A 24262-nucleotide genomic window follows, 5' to 3' on the forward strand; every position below is an offset into this window, starting at 1 on the left:
AAGCTTCCACTGCATGGATGGCCGGCGCCGGCTGGCGCGTGCCCCGCTTGTTATCGAACTGGTAGCATTTGTTCCGCACCGATTCCGATCCATGGCCCTGGGCCGACCCCGTCGAAAGGACTGTTCAATGTTAAGAGTAGGAAACACCGATAACGGGCTGGTGGACCGGCTCGGCACCCTCGCCGCCCGCGCCGTCGAGGACGCGCTGGCCTCGGGCCTCTCCTGGGACGAAGCCATCGTCGCCTTCGGCATCGCCAGCAAGGCCCTGGCCGCCAAGGCCGCCACCCAGGGCACCGGCACGCTGGAAGAATGCACGGCCCATGCGCAGGGGCGCCTGCAGTTCGGCATGGAGCACAGTGCGGAGGTGCTCAGGGCCTTGCTGCGCTGACCGCAGGTTCGGCCGGCCCTCTTGTGGCCTTGCCGGGAGACCCCATCTGGCTTCTGCTTCGTTTGCTCCCGGGCTCTCCCCCGGAACTCGCCCATGTGGCCAAACTGGTATCATGCGCGTTTTTCGGACCCTGGCCCCGATCCTGTCTGACAGCGCGCCGGTCCCTTACCTTACAGAACATCAAGAATGAGCACACCGACCCAACTGCCCTCTTTCTGGAGCCGGCTCTCCCTGGCCTTCGGCACCTTCTTCAAGACCGTCGGCGATGCCGAATTCGCCGCGCGCGTGCGCGATGACCAGGTCGGTCCCGTCGCCGCACCTCCTTCGGCTGCCCCTGCCCCTGCACCAGCGCCGGGCCCGGCCCCGGCTCCCGTCCAGCTGCGCGTGGCGACGCCGGACGCGGCCCTGCAACTGCTGACCCTGCTCCAGCGCGAAGCGCGCCTGGTCGACTTCGCCCACGAGAACCTGGCCGCCTATGCCGACGCCGACATCGGCGCCGCGGCGCGCGTCGTCCACGAAGGCTGCGCCCGCGTGCTGAAGGAGCACTTCACGATCCAGCCCGTGCGCAGCGAAGCCGAAGGCGCGCGCCTCACGCTCGAAGAAGGCTTCGATGCGGCCAGCGTGCGCCTGACCGGCAACGTGGTCGGCAAGGCGCCCTTCAAGGGCACGCTGTCGCACCGCGGCTGGCGCGCCACCGACGTACGCCTGCCGCAACTGGCCAAGGAACACGACGCAACCGTGATCGCACCGGCGGAGGTGGAACTGTGAGCGCCCGCTACGCCATCGGCATCGACCTCGGCACCACGCACAGCGCGCTGTCCTGGGTCGACCTGGAAGCGAGCGACGGCGAGAAGACCGCCCACGGCGTGCTGCCGGTGCCGCAGCTGACCGCGCCGGGCACGGTCGACGCCCTGCCCCTGCTCCCGTCCTTCCTCTACCTGCCGCACCCGGACGAACTGGCGCCGGGCGAACTGGCCCTGCCGTGGGGCAGCAGCGAAGCGACCGTCGCCGGCGAAATGGCGCGCAGCCGCGGCGCCACCACGCCGATCCGACTGGTGTCCTCGGCCAAGAGCTGGCTCTCGCATCCGAGCGTGGACCGCCGCGCCGCCATCCTGCCGTCCGACGCGCCGGAAGAAGTCACGCGCGTCTCGCCGCTGGAGGCCTCCACGCGCTACCTGCAGCACCTGCGCAGCGCCTGGGACAGCGCCCATCCGGAAGCGCCGTTCGACCAGCAGCAGGTCACCGTCACCATCCCGGCGTCGTTCGATCCGGGCGCGCGCGAACTGACCGCGGAAGCGGCGCGCAACGCCGGCTACAGCTCGGCCACCCTGCTCGAAGAACCGCAGGCCGCCCTCTACAGCTGGATCCAGGGCAGCGGCGGCGCCTGGCGCAAGCAGGTCAAGGCCGGCGACATCGTGCTGGTGGTGGACGTGGGCGGCGGCACCAGCGACTTTTCGCTGATCGCCATCCTCGAGCGCGACGGCAAGCTGGAACCGCACCGCGTGGCTGTGGGCGACCACATCCTGCTGGGCGGCGACAACATGGACCTGGCCCTGGCCCACCTGGTGGCGAGGAAGCTCGCCGCCAACGGCACCCAGCTCGACGCCTGGCAGATGCGCGCCCTCACCTATGGCTGCCGCGGCGCCAAGGAGCACCTGCTGGCCGACGCCAACGCCACTACCTGGCCGATCGTGGTGCCGAGCCGCGGTTCGAAACTCATCGGCGGCTCGATCCGCACCGAACTCACGCGCGAGGAAGTCACTGCCTTCATCACCGACGGCTTCTTCCCGCGCGTCGAGGCCAGTGCGCGTCCCGCGACGCGCACGAGGGCCGGTCTGACACAACTCGGCCTGCCGTATGCGCACGACGCCGCCGTCACGCGCCACCTGGCCGCCTTCCTGGCACGCCAGGCCGGAGCGACCGCCGAGCTGGAAGGTTTCGAAGGCCGCGTCAATGCCGAGCACTCTTTCCTGCATCCGAGCGCGGTGCTGTTCAACGGCGGCGTGTTCAAATCAAGCATCCTCGCCCAGCGCGTGATGGACACCATCAACGACTGGCTGTACATGGAAGGCGCGGAACCGGCGCGCATGCTGGAAGGCGCCGACCTGGCTCTCGCCGTCGCCCGCGGCGCGGCTTACTACAGCTATGCGCGGCGCGGCGGCGGCGTGCGCATCCGCGGCGGCACGGCACGTTCCTACTACGTGGGCGTGGAGTCGTCGATGCCGGCGATTCCCGGCATGGAGCCGCCGATCCAGGCGCTGTGCGTGGCGCCTTTCGGCATGGAAGAAGGCGGCGAACTCGAACTGCCGGGCCAGGAGTTCGGCCTGGTGGTGGGCGAGCCGGTGCACTTCCGCTTCTTCGGCTCGACCACGCGCCGCCAGGACCAGATCGGCGACGTGCTCGACTTCTGGGGCCCGGACGAGCTGCAGGAAATGAACGAGATCCAGGCCACCCTGCCGGCCGATGGCCGCATGCCGGGCGACGTGGTGCAGGTGAGGCTGCACGCGCTGGCAACCGAGGCGGGCACCCTGGAACTGGCGGCGGTGGCGCAGGACGGCCAGCGCTGGAAGGTCGAGTTCGACGTCCGCAACGCAGCGTGATGTCCTGGCTGGTCGGCATCGATCTCGGCACCACCAACACGGTGCTGGCTTACACCGCACCAGGTGCCGAACGGATCGAGCTGTTCCCCGTCGACCAGCTGGTCGCCCCTGGCGAAATCGCCGCGCAGCCGCTGCTGCCCTCGAACCGCTACCATCCGGCCGAGGGAGAACTGGCCGCCGGCGACCTCCAGCTGCCCTGGCGCCAGGATGATGTGGCCGGCGTCGAGCGGGTCGCCGTCGGGCGCCTCGCACGCCAGCTCGGCGCCGCGACGCCCGGCCGGCTGGTGGCCAGCGCCAAGAGCTGGCTCTCGCATCCGGGCGTCGACCGCATGGCGCCCATCCTGCCCTGGGGCGCCGAGCCCGAGGTGCCGAAAGTCTCCCCCGTCGCCGCCAGCGCCAGCTACCTGGCCCACCTGCGCGCCAACTGGAACACCCGTTTTCCCCAGCAGCCGCTCGAACGCCAGGAACTGGTGCTCACCGTTCCCGCCTCGTTCGACGAAGGCGCGCGTGCGCTGACCCTGGAAGCGGCGAAGCTGGCCGGCCTGCCCCACCTGCGCCTGCTCGAAGAACCGCAGGCCGCGCTCTACGACTGGCTGTACCGCCACCGCACAAGCCTGGCCGAGAACCTGGCCGGCACCCGGCTGGTGCTGGTGGCCGACGTGGGCGGCGGCACCACCGACTTCAGCCTGGTCAAGGTCGAGCTGGAGGATGGCGAACCGAAGCTGACCCGCATCGGCGTCGGCAACCACCTGATCCTCGGCGGCGACAACATGGACCTGGCGCTGGCGCACCTGGCCGAATCGCGCATGGCCGGCGGGGATGGCGCGCAACGTGAACGCCTGTCGGCTGCACGCCTGGCACAGCTGACCGAACGCTGCCGCGCGGCGAAGGAACAGCTGCTGGCAAGCGACGCGCCGGAAGCCGTCACCGTCACCCTGCTCGGCGCCGGCTCACGCCTGATCGGCGCCAGCCGCAAGGCCGAGCTGCGGCGCGAGGACATCGAACGCATCGTGCTGGACGGCTTCTTCCCGCTCAACGAGACGCAGGAAGGGGCGAAGCGGGCGCGCGCCGGCATCGTCGAATTCGGCCTGCCGTATGCGAGCGACCCGGCCATCACGCGCCACCTGGCGGACTTCCTGCGCCAGCATGCGGCGGCGGCGCGCGAGGCGCTCGGACTGCCGGACGATGGGACTTCGCCTGTCCCCGATACCCTGCTGCTCAACGGCGGCGTCTTCCGCGGCACGGCCATCTCGAACCGCCTGGCCGACACCCTGGCGCGCTGGCGCGGGCAGCCGCTGCGCGTCCTCCACAACGACAATCCGGACGTTGCCGTCGCGCGCGGCGGGGTCGCCTATTCGCTGGCACGCCAGGGGCAGGCGCCGGGCATCGAAAGCGGCGCGGCGCGCAGCTACTACCTGCTGCTCGAAGGAGAAAAAGGCGCGGCCGGGACCCTGCGCGCGGTCTGCCTGCTCCCGCGCGGCACGCCGGCGGCGATCGAGGTCCGCCTGCACGAGCGCAGCTTCGCCCTGCGCCTGGGTCGCCCGGTGCGCTTCCACCTGGTCTCGACGATTGCCGACGCGGGCCACCCGCCGCAGCCGGGCGAACTGGTCGACCTGGCGCCGGCGGACGTCGTCCGTCTGCCGCCGATCGCCACCGTGCTGCGCGCCGCGCCCGGCGCCGCCGCCCGCAGCGACATCGCCGTGCAACTGGTCGCGACGCTGAGCGAAGTCGGCTCGCTGGAAGTGCATTGCGTGGCCGAAGACGGCAGCGGGCGCTGGCAGCTCGCCTTCGAGCTGCGCGAAGCCGAAGGGGCGGACGCCGCCGAGCCGGTGGATGATGGCTTGCCGCCGCAACTGGACGCGGCCATCGAGCGGATCGACCGCATCTTCGGCACCCGCTCGAAGGCCGTCGACCCGAAGGAAGTGCGCCAGTTGCGCGCCAGCCTCGAGCACCTGCTGGGCGCGCGCGAGCGCTGGGCCACGCCGCTCCTGCGCCGCCTGTTCGATGCACTCATGGAGCGTGCCAAAGGCCGGCGCCGCTCAAGCGAACACGAACGCGCCTGGCTGAACCTGGCCGGCTATTGCCTGCGCCCCGGCTTCGGCGACCCGCTCGACGGCTGGCGCATCGAGCAGCTGTGGGCGATGTTCGAGACCGGTGTGCAGTACCACAAGGACACGCAGGTGCGCGCCGAGTGGTGGACGCTGTGGCGCCGCGTGGCCGGCGGCCTCGACACCGAATCCCAGCTGCGCCTGCTCGACGACTTCGCCTTCAACCTGCAGGCCGACGCCTCCGAGCGGGGCAAGCGCCCGGTCACCCTGGTCGACGGCAGCGAGGACGACATGCTGCGCCTGGGCGCCTCGCTCGAGCGCATCCCGGCGGCCTACAAGGCGGAGATCGGCAACTGGATGATGGAGCAAATCGAGGCAATTCCGTCCGCCGGCGCCAAGCTCGATGCGAAGACCGCGGCTGCCTACACGCGCTACCTGTGGGCGCTGGGTCGCGTCGGCGCCCGCCAGTCCTTCCACAGCAGCGCGCACGAGGTGGCGCCCGTCGAAGCGGCCGAGGCCTGGCTGGGCAAGCTGCTGCTGCTCGACTGGAAAAAGGTCGAACCGGCCGGCTTCGCCGCCAGCCAGATCGCGCGCATGACGGGCGACCGCTCGCGCGACATCGGCGCGGCGGTGCGCGAGCAGGTCCTGCGCCGCCTGCTCGCCACCGGCGCCCCCGCCACCTGGGCCACGATGGTGCGCGAAGTGGTCGAACTCGACCAGGCGAGCGAAACGCGCATGCTGGGCGAGGCGCTGCCGCCGGGGTTGAAGCTGCTGCGGTAGGGTGGGCACGGCCGAGTACCAGACCCGTAGGGTGGACGGCTACACCCGACGGGCTGCTTTAACGCTGCGTGAACGCCGTCCACGCGTTCAACCAACCTGTGCACTGTCGGGTCGTTTCGACCGTTGGTTGAACGCGTGGGCGGCGCGAGAGCCGCGTTGATGCATCATGCGGGGTGGAGCCGACCACCCTACGTCCTGCTGCACGCACTCCATAGATGCATGCTTCAACCAAACGGAATGATCGAACCGTCTTACTCCACCCTGATCGCCAGATCCCGCCCTTCCAGCGCGACCTGCCCCGCGTAATCGGCGGCATAAATGCGCAGGATGTAGTCCCCCGGCGCCAGCGCCCCGATCTGCCAGCTGCCGGGCTCCACCTCCCCGTCGCGCAGCCGGTTGTTGACCGCGTAGGCGAAGCGCGTCGCCTTGCTGCCGTAGACGGTGATGCCGCTGTTGGCCGCATACACCAGCTTGACCGCTTCGCGCTCGCGCGGCAGGCGGTCGTAGACTTGGGTGACCAGGGGCTGCTCGTAGCCGGCGGCCGGGCGGCCGTCCGCGTGCAGCAGCTGGTAGCCCAGCTTGTAGAGGCCGAGGCGGCGGCGCGCCAGGTTGCCGTCCATCTGGTCGTAGCCGTCGGCCACGATCGCCACCTCGCCCAGCGTGCGCGCGAGCTTCACGGGCTGGCCGCGCTTGGCCGGAATGCGGCGGCCGATGCTGTCGTACAGGGCCACGCCCTGGATGCGCGGCGCGATCGTGTCCTTCAGGCCGGCGAAGGGCAGCGTCTGCGGGTTGACCAGCGCGCCGCCCGGGTAGTACTCCATGTGCACGTGGGCCATGCTGTTGATGGTGCCGAGGGCGTCGCCGACGGCGAAGCGGGTGCCGCGCGGGACCCGGACGCGCATCGGCTTCCCGCGCGCATCCAGCAGGAGCTGGAAGCGCGGGTCCAGGGCCCGGTCGCGGCTGTCGCGCCCGACGCGCATGTGGATATACGACAGCGGCCCGACGGCGATGCCTTCGCTGAGCGTGCCGTAGCCCCAGTTCGCGTAGGGGTCGCTCACCTTCGAGGGCGTCACCGCCAGCACCGGGGAGCCGATGTCGGCGCGGATGTCGAGCCCGGCGTGAAAGTGGTCGCGGCTTTCTCCGTTGTAGCTGCCGCGCACCTCGCCCATCAGGCCCACGACCTCGTGCACCTGGTCCTGCGGCCCTACCGGCCAGGGCATGGGCGCGGTCCTCGCCGGCTGGGCCGGCGGTGCAAACGACGGCGCCGCTTCGCCCCGTACGGGCGGCGCCAGGCGCAGCACGCGCAGCGCCAGCGCGTCGGCCACCAGCACGGCGCCGCCCGGCTCGACGGCGATGCCGCGCGGCGCGTACAGGCGCACCGTGCCGTCGCTGGCGTAGCGCGACTCGGGCGGCCGGTCGGCGTCTGGCAGCGCGCGCAGTGCGCCGTCCGGGGACAGTTGCAGGATGCGCCCGCCGGCGCCGCTGGCGATGTAGAGGTAGCCGTCGTTCGTCACGGCCAGGCCGGCCGGGCGCCGCAGTACCGGGTCAGGCTCGCCCTCGACCGGCGCCGCAACGGTCGACACGGTGCCGTCCGGCGCGATCTGCCGGATCGCGTTGTTGCCGGTATCGGCGACGAACAGCGTGCCCTGCCTGTCGACCGCGATGGCGCTCGGCGTGTCGAAGGCGGCCATGAGGGCCGGCCCGTCGGCATTGCCCGGCTGGCCGCTGCCGGCGAGCGTCGTGACGCTGCCGTCGGGCGTGATCCTCCGGATGCGGTCGTTGTAGGTGTCGGCCACGTACACATTGCCGCGCTGGTCGACCGCGATGCCGACCGGCGCATGGAAGCGCGCGGCCCGTCCCTGGCCGTCGGCGTGGCCCGGCTGGCCGTCGCCCGCGAGCGTGGCGACGCTGCCGTCGGGCGCGATCTTGCGGATGGCGTGGTTGCCGGTGTCGGCCACGTAGAGGTTGCCGCGGCGGTCGAACGCGAGCGCGGACGGGGTGTGGAAGGCGGCGGTGGCGCCGGGACCATCGCGGAAGCCTTCGCTGCCGCCGGCGAAGGTGGAGACCATGCCGTCCTTGCCAATGCGGCGGATGCGGTTGCCCTCGCCGCCGTCGGCCACATACACGTCGCCGTGCGCGTCGAGCGCCACGCCGAAGGGGTCGCTGAAGCGGCTGGCGGCGTGCGGGCCGTCGACGACGCCGCTGTGGCCGCTGCCTGCAATCGGCGTCACGCGCGCCGCCCAGAAAGCCTGGGTGGGTGCGGGCGCCGGCACCAGGACGGCCTGGCGCGGGGCGGATGGGTCGCGCTGTTTCAGGAACACATATCCGCCCACGCAGGCGGCCAGCACGCCGGCGCCCGCCAGCGCGGCGATGATCGATTGTCGGTTCACTCTGTTGCCTGCGGATTGTACAAACCGCAAGTCTAACCGATGGGTCCGGCGCGCACGGCAGGCGCGTATTCAATGATGTTCACGGGTGAATTGCCAGCTTTATACTATCGGGCTGACAACATCACTTCTTGCCTGCGATGACGAGCTTTGCGCTTTACAACTCGACGTGGAGAAATGCGGCCGATGCGGCCGTGTGGACAGTCGCGTCGCTGCCCTTGCTGTTCGGCATGGTGTTCAAGCCGATGTGGTGGGCGTCGCCCGGCTTCGCCCTGCTCGCGCTGGCGGCGGCCGTGTCATGGGGACGCGCCTTCGACCGTTCGCTCCAGGCACGGGTGGACGGGAACGGCATCTGGACGAAGCGCTACGGCATGATCTCGTGGAGCGAGATGGCCGAGGCCCGGGTCGTCCCGGGCAAGATGAGCTATCTCCGGATCACGTTCAGGGAGGTGGAGCCATGGAAGTCGCGCGCGAGCCTGCTGCGGCGGCTATTCCACGGCCGCATCAAACAGGGCCCGTTCCTGGTCAGCCTACCACTGCAGCACACGGGCGTGGACGCAGCCGCGCTGAGCCGCTTCCTGAAGGAACGCTCGCCGAAATCAGCGCTTGCCTAGCAGGCGCGCGAACAGCGAGGACAGCGAGCGGGTCGGGATCCGTTTGGCCAGCGGGCCAGGATGGTTGCAGCGTGCGGTAATGGTCATGGTTGTAGGCTCCGAAACATTGCTTAGCAGGATAGCCACACGGTTGAGTTCGCTCTGTGCGCCATTTCGCTTAGCGTCGCATAGCAGCATGACGGGCCCATGACAAGCGCGCGCGCCTCGGCACGTTTGAGCCATATCATGGGTATTGCAAGGCCGCGCCCTACCCTGTTGGAAGGGCCAAGGCTTGCAGGCGTTGTCAAACACAGACCAGGGAGAAACGAGATGAGCTACGCAGATCGTGACAAATATGGGATGTACAAAGGCACCGGCCACGCCGGCCCAGGTCCGGCACTGATGGGGGCGGACACGCTGATCGGCGACGACGTCGTCAACGGTTCCGAGGAAAGCCTGGGCGACATCAAGGAAATCATGCTCGACATGAACACCGGCCAGGTGGCGTATGCGGTGCTGGCCTTCGGCGGTTTCCTCGGCATGGGCGAAAAACTGTTCGCCGTGCCCTGGCAGGCGCTGCACCTCGACACGGCCAACCACCGCTTCGTGCTGAATGTCGAGAAGGAGCGCCTGAAAACCGCTCCCGGCTTCAACAAGGATGCCTGGCCCGACATGAGCGACATCAACTGGGCCAACCAGGTCCACACCTTTTACGGCACCGATCCCCGCGGCGGCGCGCCGACCATGGCGCCGGGTGTGGGCATGCGTACCGGCATGACCGAGGGCGGCGGTGCAGGGATCGGCTCAGGCATGGGTGCCGGCTACGCGGGTAGCGCAGGCCCGGGCGCCGGCGCCGGCAGCGGCATGACGGGGGGCGGCGCAGGCGGCGGTATGGGCAACACGGAAGCTTCGGTCCACGGATCGGGCGCCAGCGCCGACCCGCGTTCAGGCAACCTGGGCGACGACAAGGACATCAGCCGGATCCGGGGCAGCAACATCGGCTGAGGAGCGAAAGGTGGACGGCTCGTCATTCAGGCCAGGAGCGTGAAGGACAAACCGTTCACCCCACCGCTCACCTGATCATCGACTCCCACACCTTCTGCAGCCGCTTGGCCGACACCGGCATCGGCGTACGCAGTTCCTGCGCGAACAGCGACACGCGCAGCTCTTCCAGCATCCAGCGGAATTCCGTCATGCGCGGGTCGTTGCTCTTGCCCGGCTGCTTGGAGATGCGCTGGAACTGGCTGGCGGCGTTCTGCCATTCGGCCATCAGCTGGGCGTCGCGCGACGGGTTGCCGCGCAGCTTTTCCAGGCGGATGTTCATCGCCTTCAGGTAGCGCGGGAAATGCGCCAGCTGGCTGTACTCGTTGTCGGCGATGAAGCGCTTGTGCACCAGGCCCGCCAGTTGTGCCTGCATGTCGGCGGCCACCGCCTGCGGCAGCCCGTTCAGGCGCTTCGGCATGCCGTGGAACTCGGACAGAATCGAGCCCACCAGGCGCGCGATTTCGTTGATCAGGAGGCCGATGCGCCCCTTCCCTTCGTCCTTGCGCTTGTTGAAGGAAGCCGCATCGAGCGGCAGCGGGTCCTGCAGGCAGGCGATGTCGATCGCCTTCTGGATGATCTGGTCGCGCAGCTCTTCCTGCGAGCCGACCGACATGAACTGCATGCCCATCCCCTGCAGGCCCAGGATGTTCTTCTCGGCGAATTTCAACTGGTCCTTCAACTGCAGCGCGAACAGGCGGCGCAGGCCGACGCGGTGGGTGCGCGCCGCCACGTTCGGGTCGTCGAACACCTCCAGGTCGCAATGCGTGCCCTTGTCGACCAGGGCCGGGAAGCCGATCAGCGTCAGCTTGCCCTGGTTGATCTCGAGGAGCTCGGGCAGGACGCCGAAGGTCCAGCTGGTGAGATTCGTATGCTGGCTGACCGCCGGCGCTGCCGCACCCGGCGTGGCGGCCGGCGCCGCGCCGCCCTTGGTCTTGCCAGGCTGCGCAGCCGGCGTCGCCGGTGGCGCCCCTTTCCCGCTGCCCCAGGACGCCGGCGTGGCCACGCCCTGCTTGGCGGCCGCACCCGGCGCCGCCTCGGCCAGCTTCTGGAAGCTCTGGCGCGCCTGGTTGCCGAGTTCCGCCTGCAGGCTCGACAGGTTGCGCCCCATCTCGAGCTGGCGCCCGTGCTCGTCGATGACCTTGAAGTTCATGAAGAGGTGGGCCGGCAGGGTCTCGAGCTTGAAATCGCCAGTCAGGACGTTGACGCCGGTTTCGGCCCGCACGTCGAGGATCAGCACGTCGAGCAGGTCGCCCCGTCCGAAGACCCCGGCCGCGTTGACGCGGTCGACGAAACGCGCCGCGTAGTCCGGCAGCGGCACGCAGTGGCGGCGCAGCTTCTGCGGCAGGGATTTGAGCAGCAGGTGGACTTTTTCCTTCAGCATGCCCGGCACCAGCCAGGCCACGCGTTCGAGCGGAATCTGGTTCAGCGCGAACAGCGGCACCGACAGGGTCACGCCGTCGCGCAGGCTGCCCGGCTCGAAGTGGTACGAGAGCCCCATCTCGATGCCGGTGACGTTCATCGTCTTCGGGAACAGCTCGGTCGTGACGCCGGCCGCCTCGTGGCGCATCAGCTCTTCGCGGTTCAGGTACAGCAGCTTCGGGTTGTCGCGCGCGGCGTCCTTGTACCATTTCTCGAAGCCGGCGCCGTTGACGACATCCTTCGGGATCTCGGCGTCGTAGAAGGCGGCGATCAGCTGGTCGTCCACCAGCACGTCCTGGCGGCGCGACTTGTGCTCGAGGTTCTCGATCTCGCGCACCAGCTTGTGGTTGTGGGCGTAGAAAGGAGCGCGCGTCTCGTAGTCGCCCGCCACCAGCGCGTCGCGGATGAAGATCTCGCGCGCCTCGTACGGGTTGTGCAGCGCGTGGTTGATGCGGCGGCCACTGTAGACGACGATGCCGTACAACGTCGCGCGCTCGAGGGCCGATACCTGCGCCGGCTTCTTCTCCCAGCGCGGCTCGCCCCAGGATTTCTTCAGCAGGTGCGCCCCCACCTTCTCTACCCACTCGGGCTGGATCTGCGCGATGCAGCGCGCGTACAGGCGCGTGGTTTCGACAAGTTCCGCGGCCATGATCCACTTGCCCGGTTTTTTCGTCAGCGAGGAACCCGGCCAGACGTGGAACTTGATGCCGCGCGCGCCCAGGTAGGCCGCGCCCGGCTCGTCCTCGCCCTTGAAGCCGATGTTCCCGAGCAGGCCGGTCAGCAGCGCCAGGTGCAGCTGGTCGTAGGTCGCCGGCGCCTCGTTCAGGCGCCAGCCCTGCTCGCGCACGATGGTCAGCAGCTGCGAATGCACGTCGCGCCACTCGCGCAGGCGCACCTGCGACAGGAAGTTGGCGCGGCAGTTTTCCTGCAGCAGCCGGTTCGATTTCTTGTGCTCGATCGCGTCCTCGAACCACTTCCAGATCTTGATAAAGCTGAGGAATTCGGACTTCTCGTCGGCGAACTTCTTGTGCTTCTCGTCGGCCTGCTGCTGGTATTCCATCGGCCGGTCGCGCGGGTCCTGCACCGACAAGGCCGAGGCGATGATCAGCATCTCGGACAAGCAGTCGTTGTCGAGCGAGGCCAGGATCATGCGGCCCACGCGCGGGTCGAGCGGCAGCCGCGCCAACTTGCGGCCCAGGGGCGTCAGTTCGTTGGTCTCGTCGACCGCGCCCACTTCCTGCAGCAGCTGGTAGCCGTCGGCGATCGCGCGGCCCTGCGGCGGCTCGATGAAGGGGAAGGTCTCGACGTCGGTCAGGTGCAGCGACTTCATGCGCAGGATGACCGCGGCCAGCGAGGAGCGCAGGATTTCCGGGTCGGTGAATTTCGGGCGCTGCAGGAAGTCCTCTTCCTCGTACAGGCGGATGCAGACGCCGTCGGCCACGCGGCCGCAACGGCCGGCGCGCTGGTTCGCCGCCGACTGCGCGATCGGTTCCACCTGCAGCTGCTCGACCTTGTTGCGGAAGCTGTAGCGCTTTACGCGCGCCAGGCCCGCGTCGACCACGTAGCGGATGCCCGGCACGGTCAGCGAGGTCTCGGCCACGTTGGTGGCCAGCACGATGCGGCGCGCATTCGTCGTGCGGAACACCTTGTCCTGTTCTTCGACCGAGAGGCGCGCGAACAGCGGCAGGATCTCGACGTGCGGCGGATGGTGCTTCCTCAGCGCCTCGGCGCAATCGCGGATCTCGCGCTCGCCGGGCAGGAAGACCAGCACGTCGCCCTGGCCGAGGCGGCAGAGTTCATCCACGCCGTCGACCACGGCGTCCATCAGGTCGCGTTTTTCGCGCGCCTGCTGCGCCGGTTTCTTCCCGCTTTGAGCGGGTTTGTTGTCGGCGCCGCTGCCGGCTTGAACAGGATCGCGGTCCACGGGGCGGTAACGCACCTCGACCTTGTACAGGCGGCCCGAGACCTCGATCACCGGCACCGGCTTCTTGCCTTCCTGCGTGAAGTGGCGCGCGAAGCGCTCGGCGTCGATCGTCGCCGAGGTGATGATCACCTTCAGGTCGGGACGGCGCGGCAGCAGCTGCTTCAGGTAGCCGAGCAGGAAGTCGATGTTCAGGCTGCGTTCGTGGGCCTCGTCGATGATGATCGTGTCGTAGGCCTTCAGGAGCGGATCGGTCTGGGTCTCGGCCAGCAGGATACCGTCGGTCATCAGCTTGATCGAGGCGCCCGGCTGCAGCGTGTCGTTGAAGCGCACCTTGAAGCCGACGTGCTCGCCCAGCGGTGTGCCGATCTCGAAGGCGATGCGTTTCGCCGTCGAAGACGCGGCGATCCGGCGCGGCTGGGTGTGGCCGATCAGGCCCTTCTCGCCGCGGCCCAGCTGCAGGCAGATTTTAGGGAGCTGCGTCGTCTTGCCGGAACCGGTTTCGCCCGAGACGATGATCACCTGGTTCTCCATCAGCGCCTTGGCGATCTCCTCGCGGCGGCTGGAGACCGGCAGGTCTTCGGGATAGGTGAGCGGCGGCAGCGGGGTCTGCACGCGCGGTGTGCGCGGTGCCCTGGATTCGTCACGCGGCGCGCGCTCGCGCGGTGCGCCTTCGCCCTGTGCAGACTGCGGACGTCCGCCGCGCCCGTCCTGCGTGCGCCGTTCGTTCTGGCCCGCGTCCTCTCCTTGCGGACGGGGCGCGCGTTGCGCACGGCGCTGCCCACCCTCGTTAGCTTCGCCCGCCGGGCGGCCCTGGGCGCGCTCGTTCGGGTGCCGGTGCTCCGGCTTGGTCTGCAAGGCGCCTTCACGCGTCTGCGTCATCGGCGCGCGCAACTCCCCCGCGGCGCGCTCGCGCGGCTGCTTCGGAGACTGGTTCGGGGATCCTGCGCGCGCCGTGTCCGGCGAAGGCTTGTTACTCTGTTCAGACATTGTTTTTACGAGGTATTTGGTGCGCAAGTCGCGCAGCGAATTATAATGCGGCAAATGGAAAACCCTACCCAATTCGTCCAGTGGTTGCGCTCTGTCGCGCCGTATATTCATGCCTTTGGCGGCAAGACCTTCGTCGTCGCCTTCCCCGGCGAACTGGTGGCCGCCGGCGCCCTGCCGGTACTCGCGCAAGACCTTTCCCTGCTGGTCGCACTCGGCATCCGGATCGTGCTCGTGCACGGCTCGCGTCCGCAGGTGGCCGAACAGCTTGGCCTGCGCAGCGTCGAGGGCCGCTTCCATAACGGCGTGCGCATCACCGACACGGCCGCGATGGAATGCGCCAAGGAAGCCGCGGGCGAACTGCGCCTCGACATCGAAGCCGCGTTCAGCCAGGGCCTGCCGAATACGCCGATGTCGAATGCCCAGATCAGCATCGTGTCCGGTAACTTCGTCGTCGCCCGCCCGCTGGGCGTGATCGATGGCGTCGACTTCGAGCTGACGGGCATGACCCGCAAGATCGCCGCCGACAAGATCGCCCCGATCCTGCAGACCGAGGACAACCTGGTGCTGCTGTCGCCGCTTGGTTTCTCGCCGACCGGGGAAGTCTTCAACCTGACGATGGAAGACGTGGCCGCATCGGCCGCCATCGCCCTGCACGCCGACAAGCTCATCTACATCACCGAAACGCCGATGATGTCCGACGCCGCCGGCACCGAAATCCGCGAACTGTCCTCGCACCAGGCCGAGGCCGTGCTGCAGGCGAACTTCCTGCCGCCGGATGCCGCGTTCTACCTGCGCCACGCGATCAAGGCCTGCAACAGCGGCGTCGACCGCGCGCACATCGTGCCGTTCGAGATGGACGGGTCGGCCCTGCTCGAGCTGTTCACCCATGACGGCGTGGGCACCATGATCAGCCACGAAAACCTGGAAAGCCTGCGCCAGGCCACAATTGAGGACGTCGGCGGAATTATCAAGCTGATCGAACCACTGGAAGCGGACGGCACGCTGGTCTACCGCGGCCGCGAACTGATCGAGCGCGAGATCGAACAGTTCTCCGTCATTGAGCACGACGGCGTGATCTTCGGCTGCGCCGCCCTCTATCCCTTCCCGGAAGCGAGGATGGGCGAAATGGCCTGCCTCACCGTGAACCCCGACGTGCAGGCCCAGGGCGACGGCGAGCGCATCCTGAAGCACATGGAAAACCGCGCGCGCGCCGCGGGTCTTACCAAGCTGTTCGTGCTGACGACGCGCACCGCGCACTGGTTCAAGAAGCGCGGCTTCCAGCCGGCGACCGTCGACGACCTGCCGAAGGACCGCCAGCACATGTATAACTGGCAGCGTAAATCACAGGTCTTCATCAAGACCTTATAATCGCCCTTTTACTCTTTACCGAATCAGGAGCACACCATGGCCCGTATGGTCCAATGCATCAAACTGAAAAAGGAAGCCGAAGGCCTGGACTTCCCGCCCGTCCCCGGCGAAATGGGCAAGAAGCTGTACCTGTCGGTGTCGAAGGAGGCCTGGCAGGGGTGGCTGAAGCACCAGACCATGCTGATCAACGAAAACCGCCTGAACCTGGCGGACGACCGCGCGCGTAAATACCTGGCGCAGCAGATGGAAAAGCATTTCTTCGGCGAAGGCGCCGACCAGGCTGTGGGTTACGTGCCGCCGACGGCGTAAGTTTCTCAAGTCGTCATCGCGACCTCAGGGCGGGCCTTCGGGCCCGCTTTGCTTTTGTGGGGTGGCTCATGATTGAAGCTCCCGGCTTCGATCACCCCACGCAGTCTGATATGCTGCGTTTCGATATGCATCTGCTAGACCGCGTGGGCTCAAGAGCCCACCCTACGAAATCAGCAGCAGCCTTCGCCATGGGGTGCATCCACTTCTCCCTCCTCTTCCGGCGGATACAAAATCCGCAAACCATCCACGCGCGCGAACTTGGTCAGCGCGGCCGGCCGGCGCTTGCCCGGATTGATGATGTGCTCGACCTGCACGCCCCGCACCAGCAGCGCGTCGGCCACCAGTGAGCGGTGGCAGCGCCAGGGCACCGACTCGGCACACATCAGCGCGCAGCGGGTGGTGGCGGCCAACTCAATCACCGCTGCCACGTTGTCCGCGAACTCGGGCGTCTGCATGTAGTCGGCATAGCCGCGGAAGGAGGTATTGCGCCAGCCGCTGTTGGGCGAGTCCTTCAGCGGGCGGCGCAGTCCGCCGAGGCCCGGCATTTGCCGGTATTCGATGCCGGCCGCGGCCAGCGACAGCGGCAGCTGGTCCTGCCCGAACTGTGGGTTGTGGCGCGACTTCGGGACGGTGCGCACGTCGAGCAGGCAGGCGACATCGTTTTGCCGCAACAAATCGATGAATTCTTCGATCGGACGATTCGAATGCCCGATGGTACAGACGATTTCCGTGTTCACTATGCAACTCCCAGACGAGTATTTCATTCTCTCGCGGATGAGAATATGCCGGCGCAGCGGAGCCCGGCGTAGAATCGGCTGCTGTGATGCCGGGGCCGTTCGCGCCGGCCAGGACGTCCACACTACAAAGAACATGAACATGCTTGCCGCATTCGACAACCTGCTGATGGACGCCCGGCCGCGCGACATGAGCCGCCTGCGGCGCGGCCTGGTCGAATTCCTGTATTTCGGTTTCAAGAACGCGCGTTCCTGCCTGTTCGTCGGCACCTTCCTCGCCGCGATGCTCCTGATGCCGCGCGCCGGCATCCTCGGCATTCCCCGCTACGACATGCTGCTGATCGTCGCGCTCGCGATCCAGTTCTGGATGGTCTACGCGAAACTGGAAACCTGGGACGAGCTGAAGGCGGTCTGCCTGTTCCACGTGGTCGGCTTCGCGCTCGAGGCCTTCAAGGTCTCGGGCAGCATTCAGTCCTGGAGCTATCCGGACTTCGCTTACACCAAGATCTTCGGTGTGCCGCTGTTTGCCGGCTTCATGTACGCCTCGGTGGGCAGCTACATCGTGCAGGCCTGGCGCATGTTCGACCTGCGCATCCGCCATCACCCGCCCTACTGGATGGCGGCCCTGATCGCCATCCTGATCTACGCGAACTTCTTTACCCACCACTACATCGGCGACTACCGCTGGTACCTGGCGGCCTGCGCGCTCGGCCTGTATTCGCGCACCGTCGTCATCTACCGCCCGCTCGACCGCGACCGCCAGATGCCGCTGATGCTCGGCTTCGTGCTGATCGGCTTCTTCATCTGGCTGGCCGAGAACATCGGCACCTTCTGGGGCGTCTGGCGCTATCCGAACCAGCTCGGCGCCTGGTCGCTCGTCCACCTGAGCAAATGGAGCTCTTGGTCGCTGCTGGTGATCATGACGTTCACCATCGTGGCCAGCCTCAAGCACATCAAGTCGAAAATCCACATCGCCGAAGCATGAGCATGAGCATGAAAAAACCACGCAGCAAGGCAGCCCGGATCGCCATCCGGGTACTCATCGTACTCCTCGTGCTGGGACTCGCCTCGCGCGTGGTGCGCTTCATCCTGCAATGAGGATGCGCTAAAGACGCGAACGCCCACGCACCTGCAGGCAGGGCGTGGGCATCCGGAGACAGTCAGGACAAAACCGGTACGCCGTACCGGCAGTGCTGATTACTTACCGTCTTGCATCTTTTCACCGGCACGCTCGACAGCCTTGCCGGCTTTATCGTTGATTGCGTCCGCGCCTTGACGGACTTCAGCGGCAGCTTCCTTGGTTTCCTGACGCACTTCGGCGCCGGCTTCGCGCATATTCGCGGCAGCCTTGTCGGTTGCCTGGTCGATGTTGGCGGCGGCCTTGTCGGCAGCCTGGTCGACGTTTTCGGCAGCACGCTCAGCGCTGTTCTCGATGGCAGCGCCAGCTTCTTTGGTTTCCTCGGCGACTTTCGCGCCAGCATTGTCGATCGCTGCGCCGGCTTCTTGTGCAGGACCGGTCGACGGATCGGCATCTTTCTTGCAGCCGGTGGCGAGAACGGCAACGGCGATCATCAGGGCGGAAATGGTGGCTTTGTTCATGGTTTGCTCCTTAGTAATTTGTTGTCATTAGATTACCCTTTTCGGAAAAACCATGCCACACGTTACACTTGTAACGTGCGCGCATGTTTCCAGCTTGGCTGCGTTCGCATTTCCACAGTTCACAGGAACGTCCATGGTTCGCATCTGCTGCCTGGTGGCTACTGCCTATGCCGCCACTTTCACTAACGCGCCAGCCCTTGCTCCGGCTGACGACACCGGTCAAGTCCGGACAGCGCACGGTAACAGGAAATTGCCATGCCGGTAGCACTCGACCCGGCCGAAGTCGAGTTCATCGCGATCCGGGCCCAGGGTCCGGGCGGGCAGAACGTCAACAAGGTCTCGTGCGCCGTCCACGCGCGCTTCGACATCCAGGCGTCCTCGCTGCCCGATTACGTGAAGGAACGCATGCTCGCCGCGCGCGATTCGCGCATCACCCGCGAGGGCGTGCTCGTGCTCAAGGCGCAGCAGTCGCGCAGCCTGGAGCAGAACAAGGAAGAAGCGCTGCAGCGCCTGCAGGCGCTGATCGACGCAGCGGCCGAGGTGCAGCTGGTGCGCCGGCCGACCAGGCCGACGCGCAGTTCGCAGCGGCGCCGGCTGGATGCGAAAACCCGCAGCGGCAACATCAAGGCCTTGCGCGGCAAGGTCACTGAATAGGCGGCAAGCCCTCCCTCACCTTGCGCGGCGGCCGCGCACGTTTCGCTTGCATCCCTTCTCATCCGCGTTAGAATGGAAATGAGAAGCATTCTCATTGACAAGAAGAATGCGCGTTTGCCGGTGCCTGCTTCGTGTAGCGCCGGCCAGTCCAACCGCGAAGGAAGACCATGTGCGACAAGCATAAGCGACCGCCATCCAGTCCCGAGGCCGCCAGCCCGCAGGGCTCGCGCCGCCGCCGTCTCTGGGAATTGCCCCACACCTGCCATTGCCCGCTGATCGGCGTCGGCTTGTCCATGCAGGGCCTGCGCAGGCTCGCCGAAAAAGTCGTCGGCGAAGCGCTCGAGCACGACGATTATGAGCTGCATGTCGGCGTCGTCAACGAGTGCATGACGCGCAAGACGCTGTCCGATGCCCTGCAAAAGGAGCTCGACCGCCGTTACGCCGCCGACGTCGCCCGCTTCCACAAGGCCAGGAACACGGCCGAGGTCAAGGCATTATGGGATGCGGCCGTTGCTGCGGGAAACGTCGCCGGCGCCTTCTGGGCCGGCCTCACCCACCCGCGCTGCACGGCCGAGCTGGAAGAGCGCATGACGCGCGACATCCACATGGTGCAGCACCAGGCCGGGGCCTGCGCCCGCGTGGACATGCAAAAGCACCAAGCCTTGCTCGACGAGCACGCCAGGCTGGGGCGCGAGCTGCTGAAATTGCAGGAACGCTGCAACGGGCTGGTCCAGGACAAGGCCGAGGCCGCGCGCGAGCACGAAGCCGCGCTGATGGGCTTGCGCGCGATCGCGATCGGCAAGGACACCGAGCTCGGGCAGGCACGTGCCGAGCTGGATGCCCTGCGCGCCTCGATACCGGAACTGGACACGCGCAAGCGCCTCGCGAACCGCCTGGCGCAGATGGAGTGGCGCGAACAGGTCTTGCGGGCGCAGCTCGATGCATTGAAGGACGAGGCGCCCGCGGCCACGGCGCCGGCGCCCGAGCCGGCGCCCGAGCCGGCGCCCGAACCGGCGCCGGCCACCGCCCCGCTGCCGGCATGCCTGGACAAGCAGAGCATCCTGTGCGTCGGCGGACGCAGCGGCAATGTGCCGATCTACCGCAGCATCGTCGAACGCGCCGGCGCCCGCTTCGCGCACCACGATGGCGGCCTGGAAGACAGCAGCGGCCTGCTCGACGCCAGCCTGGCCGCCGCCGACCTGGTCATTTGCCAGACCGGCTGCATCAGCCACGGTGCCTACTGGCGGGTCAAGGACCATTGCAAGCGCACGGGCAAGCGCTGCCTGTTCGTCGACAACCCGAGCGTGTCGAGCCTGGCGCGCACCCTGCAGGAAGTGGAAACGGCGCCCTGAAGGCGCCGTCGGCTGGGGTGCGAACTACATTTTGCGGCACTGGCGCAGCTCGCAGCGCGCCATGAACACCTTGCCGTCCGCACAGTGCAGGCGGTAGACCTCGACCGGGCCCGGCTCGGTCACCAGCCCGGCGCCCTGCCCCGTGCAGGCATGCCCGCGCGCCAGCTGCTCGACCGTGGCGGAGGACACGCCGACGCGGTAAGGCACGCGTTCGATGGGCGCGCCGCCGGCGTCCACGAGGGCTGCCGGCGCAGGCTTGACCGGGGCCGCTGCCGCCGGCATCGGCTTGGGTGCCTGGAAAAGCGTGCAGCCCGCAAGAGCTGCCACCACCGCCACCACTGCCGCCACCGCCAGTCGTTTCATCGCGCCCCCGGGATCAGAACGTGAGGGTCTTCACGCCGTCGGCCGTGCCGAGCAGGCAGACGTCGGCGCCGCGCTGGGCAAACAGGCCGACTGCAATCACGCCGACGATGCCGTTGATCTGGGTTTCGACGCCGCTCGGATCGGCAATCTCCATGCCGGCCACGTCGATGATCTCGCCGCCGTTGTCGGTGATGAAGGCGTCCGTACCGCCGGCTTTCGTGCGCAGGCGCGGCTGGCCGCCGAGGGTGGCCAGCTTGCGCATCACGGCCGCGCGCGCCATCGGGATGACTTCCACCGGCAGCGGGAACTTGCCCAGGGTCTGGACGAGTTTCGAGCCGTCGGCGATGCAGACGAACTGCTTCGACACCGAGGCGACGATCTTCTCGCGCGTCAGCGCAGCGCCGCCGCCCTTGATCATGGCGCCCGTGTCGGTGATCTCGTCGGCGCCGTCGATGTAGACGGCGATCGACTCGACCTCGTTCAGGTCGAACACGGGAATGCCGTGCCCGCGCAGGCGCTCGGCGGTCGCTTCGGAGGACGCCACGGTGCCCTTGATGCGGTCCTTGATCCTGGCCAGTTCGTCGATGAAGAAATTGGCCGTCGAGCCGGTGCCCACGCCGATGATTTCGCCGTCGACCACGTAATCGATGGCCGCGCGTGCCACGGCTTGCTTGAGTTCGTCCTGAGTCATGATGTCCGCTATGGGGGAGAGGGAAATGCCGACATTTTAACGGATCGCGGACGCGATCAGGGCGCGCGGCGGCTCTGCAGCCAGGCGCGCAGCCCATGCGTCAGCACCGCCGGGAACACGCTCGCGTGGTCCTCGCCTGGGAACACGGCGAGCCGCGTGCGCAGGCCGGGATAGCGGCGCGCCTTGAGCGCGGCGTCGAACTCCCGCAGGTCGGCGACCATGTCGGCCTCCTCTTCCGAACGCGAACGCCGCTTGCCGGGCGCCAGCGTCTCGCTTGCGCCGATGCCGAAGAAGACCGAGGCCGGCAGGTCGCGGCGCGCACTTGCAGTGGCCTGCTCGCGCTCGAACATCACGCCGCGGTCGAACCACAGCGAGGGACTGCCGAGGATGTAGTGTTCGAAGCTGTCGGGCCGGGTCAGCAGCAGGTCCAGGCCCAGCAGGCTGCCGTAGGAATGGCCGATGAAGGCCTTGCGCCGCATGTCGGCGCGGTAGTGGGCGGCGATCACGGGGAACACCTCGGCGGCGATGAAGCGGCCGTAGGCGCCTGCTTCGCCGAAGGCCGGCGCGCGGCCCGGCATATCGGACGTGTGGCTGCCCAGGCGCGGCACGCTCGGCGTGTAGTCGCGGCGGCGGCTGTAGTTGCCGGTGTCGCCCTTCGCGTACGAGAGGCCGACGACGATCGCTTCCTCCATGCCGGCATGCCTTGCCAGGCGCTGGGCGATGCTGCGCACGAGGGGGAAGGCGTAGTTGGCGTCGGTGACGAACAGCACGGGATAGCGCCGGTTTGAAGCGGCGTACGAGTCGGGCAGCGCCACCATCACCTGGTAATCGCGCTTCAGGGCCGCGGGGCGGATGTCGCGCACTTCGGTGTTGTCCAGCATATAGGGAAGCGGTGCGGCAAGTGCGCCGCCGGCCAGGCAGCAGGCCAGGGCCAGTTGGAAGATCTGTCGTTTCAAGCGTGCTCCTTGTCGATGGTGGCGGGTGGCGGATGAGCGCGATTGTGCGGCGCAGCCGGCAGCAGGACAGCAAGAGGGTGACGAAACCCGGTTTCCGTGTGACGGCGGCCGCCGGCACCGGTCTCGGGCGATAGTTGCCGCTGCTATACTTTTGCCGATGAAACCAGGCCCTCCCCTCCCCGGCTCCCCTTGGGCGCTCCTGCCCGCAGCCCGGACGGCAGTCGTGGTCGTGCTCGTGTGGGCGATCATCAGCGCCCTGGGCGCGCTGCAGACCTACAGCGACAACCTGCGCAGCGGCGTCGACAGCCACTATCCCGCCCTGCTGTCCACCTGGTTCGTCGAGTACGCAGTCCCCCTGATCGTCCTGTCCACGGGGCTGGTCCTGGCGCTGGCGCGCTGGCCGGCGCTGATCGAGCGTCCGCGCCACGTGCTGGCCCTGTTCGTCGGCCTGGTGCTCGTGTTCCAGCCGGCCCAATGGATTTATATGGCCTGGCTGCGCGGCTACCTCGACCTGGCCGGGCCGGGCGGCCTGTGGGCGCTGCTGCGCAAGATGCTGCTGGTCGGCTGGTTCTCGACCACCGGCACCTTCGCCGCCATCCTGGCGCTGCACTACTGGCGCCGGGCGCGGGAGCGCGAACTGGCCTGGCAGCGCTCGCAGACCGACATGCTCGGCCTGCGCCTGGCGCTGGAAGAACAGCGCCTGCTGGCCCTGCGCGCCCAGCTCGAGCCGCACTTCCTGTTCAACGCCCTGAATGCCATCAGCGCGCTGGTGCGCGACGGCGACAAGGCGCTGGCCCTGGGCGGCATCGGCCGCCTGAGCGACCTGCTGCGCTACGCCCTGTCGGCCAGCACCCGCAACAGCGCGACCGTCGCCGCCGAGCTGCAGTTCGTGCGCGACTACCTCGACCTGCAGCGCCTGCGCTACGGCGAGCGGCTGCGCGTGCACATCGAGGGCGAGAGCGCGCTGCTGCACGAAGTCGACTGCCCGCCCCTGCTGCTGCAGCCGCTGATCGAGAACGCCCTGCGCCACGACCTCGACTGCCACGCGAACCCGAGCGACATCCGCCTCGGCTTTGCACGCGAGGTCGAGACGCTGTGCATCCGGGTCGCCAATCCGGCCAGCGCCCACGCTTCTCCGAATCCGGGCGCCGGGCTGGGCCTCGCCAACACGCGCGCCAGGCTGCGCCTGCTGCATCCGGGGGCGTCGCTGCACGCCGGCCTGCGGGACGGCCGCTTCGTCGCCGAAGTGCGCCTGCCGCTGGAGCACTAGCCATGGCCATCCCTCATTCCATCTCTTACCTGATCGTCGACGACGAACTGCCGGGCCGGCGCAACCTGCGCCTGGCGATGGCCGCCTGGCCCGGCTGGGTGCTGGCCGCGGAATGCGACAGCGCGGCCGCGGCGCGCACGGCGCTGGCCGGCCAGGACATCGACCTCGTCTTCCTCGACATCCAGATGCCGGCCGAGTCCGGGCTGGTGCTGGCGCGCGAGATCAGCCGCCTGCGCGAGCCGCCGCTGGTCGTGTTCGTGACCGCCCACAGCGAGCATGCGGTCGACGCCTTCGAGGTGCATGCCCTCGACTACCTGCTCAAGCCGCTGAGCGATGCGCGCCTGGCGCAGGCCGTCGAGCGTGCTGCCGCCATGCTGGGCGGGCGCCAGCGCGAAGCCTACGGCGCCGCGCTGCGCGACTATGTCGATGCGGGCGAGCGCGCCGACAGCGCCTGCATCGACCACCTGCACGTGCGCTCGGTCGGCCGCATCGAGCGCATCGGCATCGAGGAGATTGCCTGGATCGGCTCGGCGGGCAACTACGCCGAACTGCACCTGGCCTCGCGCACGGTGCTGCACCGAATCACGCTGAACCGCCTGGAAGCCCTGCTCGGGCCGGGCCGGTTCCTGCGCGTGCACCGCGGCGCCATCGTCCGCCGCGACCGGATCGCGCGGCTGGAACACTGCGGCGACGGCGGCCACCGCCTGCTGCTGCGCTGCGGCGCTGCTGTCCCCGTCAGCGAGCGTTACCTGGCCGCGCTGAAGGCGGCCATGTGACGAAACGCCGCATTGCCGGG

General features: G+C 68.1%; 20 protein-coding genes. 13 read left to right on the forward strand and 7 right to left on the reverse strand.

What is annotated here, in order from left to right:
* Positions 1–127 precede the first annotated feature (127 nt).
* The 4 genes from ACWCIA_RS02765 to ACWCIA_RS02780 all read left to right on the forward strand — a co-directional run bounded on the left by ACWCIA_RS02765 (position 128) and on the right by ACWCIA_RS02780 (position 5816).
* A complete protein-coding gene (locus tag ACWCIA_RS02765) occupies positions 128–388 on the forward strand; it encodes a hypothetical protein (protein ID WP_454160756.1) in 261 nt (86 codons plus the stop codon).
* 186 nt (positions 389–574) lie between these two features.
* Positions 575–1156 carry a DUF2760 domain-containing protein gene (locus ACWCIA_RS02770; protein ID WP_454160758.1) on the forward strand — a complete coding sequence of 194 codons (582 nt, stop codon included), beginning with the start codon at positions 575–577 and terminating at the stop codon, positions 1154–1156.
* Positions 1153–2988, forward strand: a complete 1836-nt coding sequence (locus ACWCIA_RS02775; RefSeq protein WP_454160760.1) for an Hsp70 family protein — start codon at positions 1153–1155, stop codon at positions 2986–2988. Before ACWCIA_RS02770 ends, ACWCIA_RS02775 begins: the two co-directional genes overlap by 4 nt.
* On the forward strand, positions 2988–5816 hold the full coding sequence (locus ACWCIA_RS02780) for an Hsp70 family protein (RefSeq protein WP_454160762.1): 2829 nt from the start codon (positions 2988–2990) through the stop codon (positions 5814–5816). The genes ACWCIA_RS02775 and ACWCIA_RS02780 overlap by 1 nt, the downstream gene beginning before the upstream one ends.
* Positions 5817–6067: 251 nt before the next feature.
* Here ACWCIA_RS02780 and ACWCIA_RS02785 read toward each other — a convergent pair whose 3' ends face one another.
* Complete coding sequence (locus ACWCIA_RS02785; protein WP_454160764.1) at positions 6068–8206, reverse strand: gluconolaconase; 2139 nt, start codon at positions 8204–8206, stop codon at positions 6068–6070.
* A gap of 191 nt (positions 8207–8397) precedes the next feature.
* Between ACWCIA_RS02785 and ACWCIA_RS02790 the strand changes: the two genes are divergently transcribed.
* Together ACWCIA_RS02790 and ACWCIA_RS02795 are read left to right on the forward strand one after the other, a co-directional pair.
* Positions 8398–8817: a hypothetical protein gene (locus tag ACWCIA_RS02790; RefSeq protein ID WP_454160766.1), complete on the forward strand. Its 420-nt coding sequence runs from the start codon at positions 8398–8400 to the stop codon at positions 8815–8817.
* 309 nt (positions 8818–9126) lie between these two features.
* Positions 9127–9801: a PRC-barrel domain-containing protein gene (locus tag ACWCIA_RS02795; RefSeq protein WP_454160768.1), complete on the forward strand. Its 675-nt coding sequence runs from the start codon at positions 9127–9129 to the stop codon at positions 9799–9801.
* 67 nt (positions 9802–9868) lie between these two features.
* Here ACWCIA_RS02795 and hrpA read toward each other — a convergent pair whose 3' ends face one another.
* Entirely contained in the window at positions 9869–14170 is a 4302-nt protein-coding gene (hrpA, locus tag ACWCIA_RS02800) for an ATP-dependent RNA helicase HrpA (RefSeq protein ID WP_454160770.1), read from the reverse strand.
* A 54-nt stretch (positions 14171–14224) separates the two neighbouring features.
* On the opposite strand from hrpA, the gene argA reads away from it, so the two are divergent.
* The gene (gene argA, locus ACWCIA_RS02805; protein WP_454160772.1) at positions 14225–15538 is read left to right on the forward strand and encodes an amino-acid N-acetyltransferase; all 1314 of its coding nucleotides are present in this window, start codon (positions 14225–14227) and stop codon (positions 15536–15538) included.
* A 36-nt stretch (positions 15539–15574) separates the two neighbouring features.
* A complete protein-coding gene (locus tag ACWCIA_RS02810; protein WP_454160774.1) occupies positions 15575–15847 on the forward strand; it encodes an oxidative damage protection protein in 273 nt (90 codons plus the stop codon).
* A 170-nt stretch (positions 15848–16017) separates the two neighbouring features.
* On the opposite strand, the gene ACWCIA_RS02815 is transcribed toward ACWCIA_RS02810, so the two are convergent.
* Positions 16018–16584, reverse strand: a complete 567-nt coding sequence (locus ACWCIA_RS02815; RefSeq protein ID WP_454160776.1) for a DUF488 domain-containing protein — start codon at positions 16582–16584, stop codon at positions 16018–16020.
* 166 nt (positions 16585–16750) lie between these two features.
* Between ACWCIA_RS02815 and ACWCIA_RS02820 the strand changes: the two genes are divergently transcribed.
* Complete coding sequence (locus tag ACWCIA_RS02820) at positions 16751–17566, forward strand: DUF817 domain-containing protein (RefSeq protein WP_454161246.1); 816 nt, start codon at positions 16751–16753, stop codon at positions 17564–17566.
* A gap of 212 nt (positions 17567–17778) precedes the next feature.
* Here ACWCIA_RS02820 and ACWCIA_RS02825 read toward each other — a convergent pair whose 3' ends face one another.
* Positions 17779–18180, reverse strand: a complete 402-nt coding sequence (locus ACWCIA_RS02825; RefSeq protein WP_454160778.1) for a hypothetical protein — start codon at positions 18178–18180, stop codon at positions 17779–17781.
* A gap of 255 nt (positions 18181–18435) precedes the next feature.
* On the opposite strand from ACWCIA_RS02825, the gene arfB reads away from it, so the two are divergent.
* Entirely contained in the window at positions 18436–18834 is a 399-nt protein-coding gene (gene arfB, locus ACWCIA_RS02830; protein ID WP_454160780.1) for an alternative ribosome rescue aminoacyl-tRNA hydrolase ArfB, read from the forward strand.
* 167 nt (positions 18835–19001) lie between these two features.
* Positions 19002–20186, forward strand: coding sequence for a DUF2325 domain-containing protein (locus ACWCIA_RS02835; protein ID WP_454160782.1), 1185 nt, complete (start codon positions 19002–19004; stop codon positions 20184–20186).
* Between the two features lie 24 nt (positions 20187–20210).
* Here the strand turns inward: ACWCIA_RS02835 and ACWCIA_RS02840 are convergent, their stop codons facing one another.
* The 3 genes from ACWCIA_RS02840 to ACWCIA_RS02850 are packed head-to-tail and all read right to left on the reverse strand — an operon-like array spanning position 20211 to position 22196.
* Positions 20211–20549 carry a hypothetical protein gene (locus ACWCIA_RS02840; RefSeq protein ID WP_454160784.1) on the reverse strand — a complete coding sequence of 113 codons (339 nt, stop codon included), beginning with the start codon at positions 20547–20549 and terminating at the stop codon, positions 20211–20213.
* Between the two features lie 13 nt (positions 20550–20562).
* Positions 20563–21240: a ribose-5-phosphate isomerase RpiA gene (gene rpiA, locus ACWCIA_RS02845; protein ID WP_454160786.1), complete on the reverse strand. Its 678-nt coding sequence runs from the start codon at positions 21238–21240 to the stop codon at positions 20563–20565.
* 56 nt (positions 21241–21296) lie between these two features.
* Entirely contained in the window at positions 21297–22196 is a 900-nt protein-coding gene (locus tag ACWCIA_RS02850) for an alpha/beta hydrolase (RefSeq protein ID WP_454160788.1), read from the reverse strand.
* Positions 22197–22419: 223 nt separating this feature from the next.
* Here ACWCIA_RS02850 and ACWCIA_RS02855 point away from each other — a divergent pair, with 223 nt between their 5' ends.
* A complete protein-coding gene (locus ACWCIA_RS02855) occupies positions 22420–23466 on the forward strand; it encodes a sensor histidine kinase (protein ID WP_454160790.1) in 1047 nt (348 codons plus the stop codon).
* A 2-nt stretch (positions 23467–23468) separates the two neighbouring features.
* Complete coding sequence (locus ACWCIA_RS02860) at positions 23469–24242, forward strand: LytR/AlgR family response regulator transcription factor (RefSeq protein ID WP_454160791.1); 774 nt, start codon at positions 23469–23471, stop codon at positions 24240–24242.
* The last annotated feature ends 20 nt before the right edge of the window (positions 24243–24262 follow it).

The organism is Massilia sp. SYSU DXS3249 (assembly GCF_053668055.1).

What these genes read in the sequence shown, in the direction of transcription:
- arfB (WP_454160780.1), top strand. Translation starts at nt 18,436, where the DNA reads ATGCCGGTAGCACTCGACCCGGCCGAAGTCGAGTTCATCGCGATCCGG.
- hrpA (WP_454160770.1), bottom strand. Translation starts at nt 14,170, where the DNA reads ATGTCTGAACAGAGTAACAAGCCTTCGCCGGACACGGCGCGCGCAGGA.
- ACWCIA_RS02795 (WP_454160768.1), top strand. Translation starts at nt 9,127, where the DNA reads ATGAGCTACGCAGATCGTGACAAATATGGGATGTACAAAGGCACCGGC.
- ACWCIA_RS02770 (WP_454160758.1), top strand. Translation starts at nt 575, where the DNA reads ATGAGCACACCGACCCAACTGCCCTCTTTCTGGAGCCGGCTCTCCCTG.
- ACWCIA_RS02765 (WP_454160756.1), top strand. Translation starts at nt 128, where the DNA reads ATGTTAAGAGTAGGAAACACCGATAACGGGCTGGTGGACCGGCTCGGC.
- ACWCIA_RS02860 (WP_454160791.1), top strand. Translation starts at nt 23,469, where the DNA reads ATGGCCATCCCTCATTCCATCTCTTACCTGATCGTCGACGACGAACTG.
- ACWCIA_RS02825 (WP_454160778.1), bottom strand. Translation starts at nt 18,180, where the DNA reads ATGAACAAAGCCACCATTTCCGCCCTGATGATCGCCGTTGCCGTTCTC.
- ACWCIA_RS02835 (WP_454160782.1), top strand. Translation starts at nt 19,002, where the DNA reads ATGTGCGACAAGCATAAGCGACCGCCATCCAGTCCCGAGGCCGCCAGC.
- ACWCIA_RS02820 (WP_454161246.1), top strand. Translation starts at nt 16,751, where the DNA reads ATGGACGCCCGGCCGCGCGACATGAGCCGCCTGCGGCGCGGCCTGGTC.
- argA (WP_454160772.1), top strand. Translation starts at nt 14,225, where the DNA reads ATGGAAAACCCTACCCAATTCGTCCAGTGGTTGCGCTCTGTCGCGCCG.
- ACWCIA_RS02810 (WP_454160774.1), top strand. Translation starts at nt 15,575, where the DNA reads ATGGCCCGTATGGTCCAATGCATCAAACTGAAAAAGGAAGCCGAAGGC.
- rpiA (WP_454160786.1), bottom strand. Translation starts at nt 21,240, where the DNA reads ATGACTCAGGACGAACTCAAGCAAGCCGTGGCACGCGCGGCCATCGAT.
- ACWCIA_RS02840 (WP_454160784.1), bottom strand. Translation starts at nt 20,549, where the DNA reads ATGAAACGACTGGCGGTGGCGGCAGTGGTGGCGGTGGTGGCAGCTCTT.
- ACWCIA_RS02780 (WP_454160762.1), top strand. Translation starts at nt 2,988, where the DNA reads ATGTCCTGGCTGGTCGGCATCGATCTCGGCACCACCAACACGGTGCTG.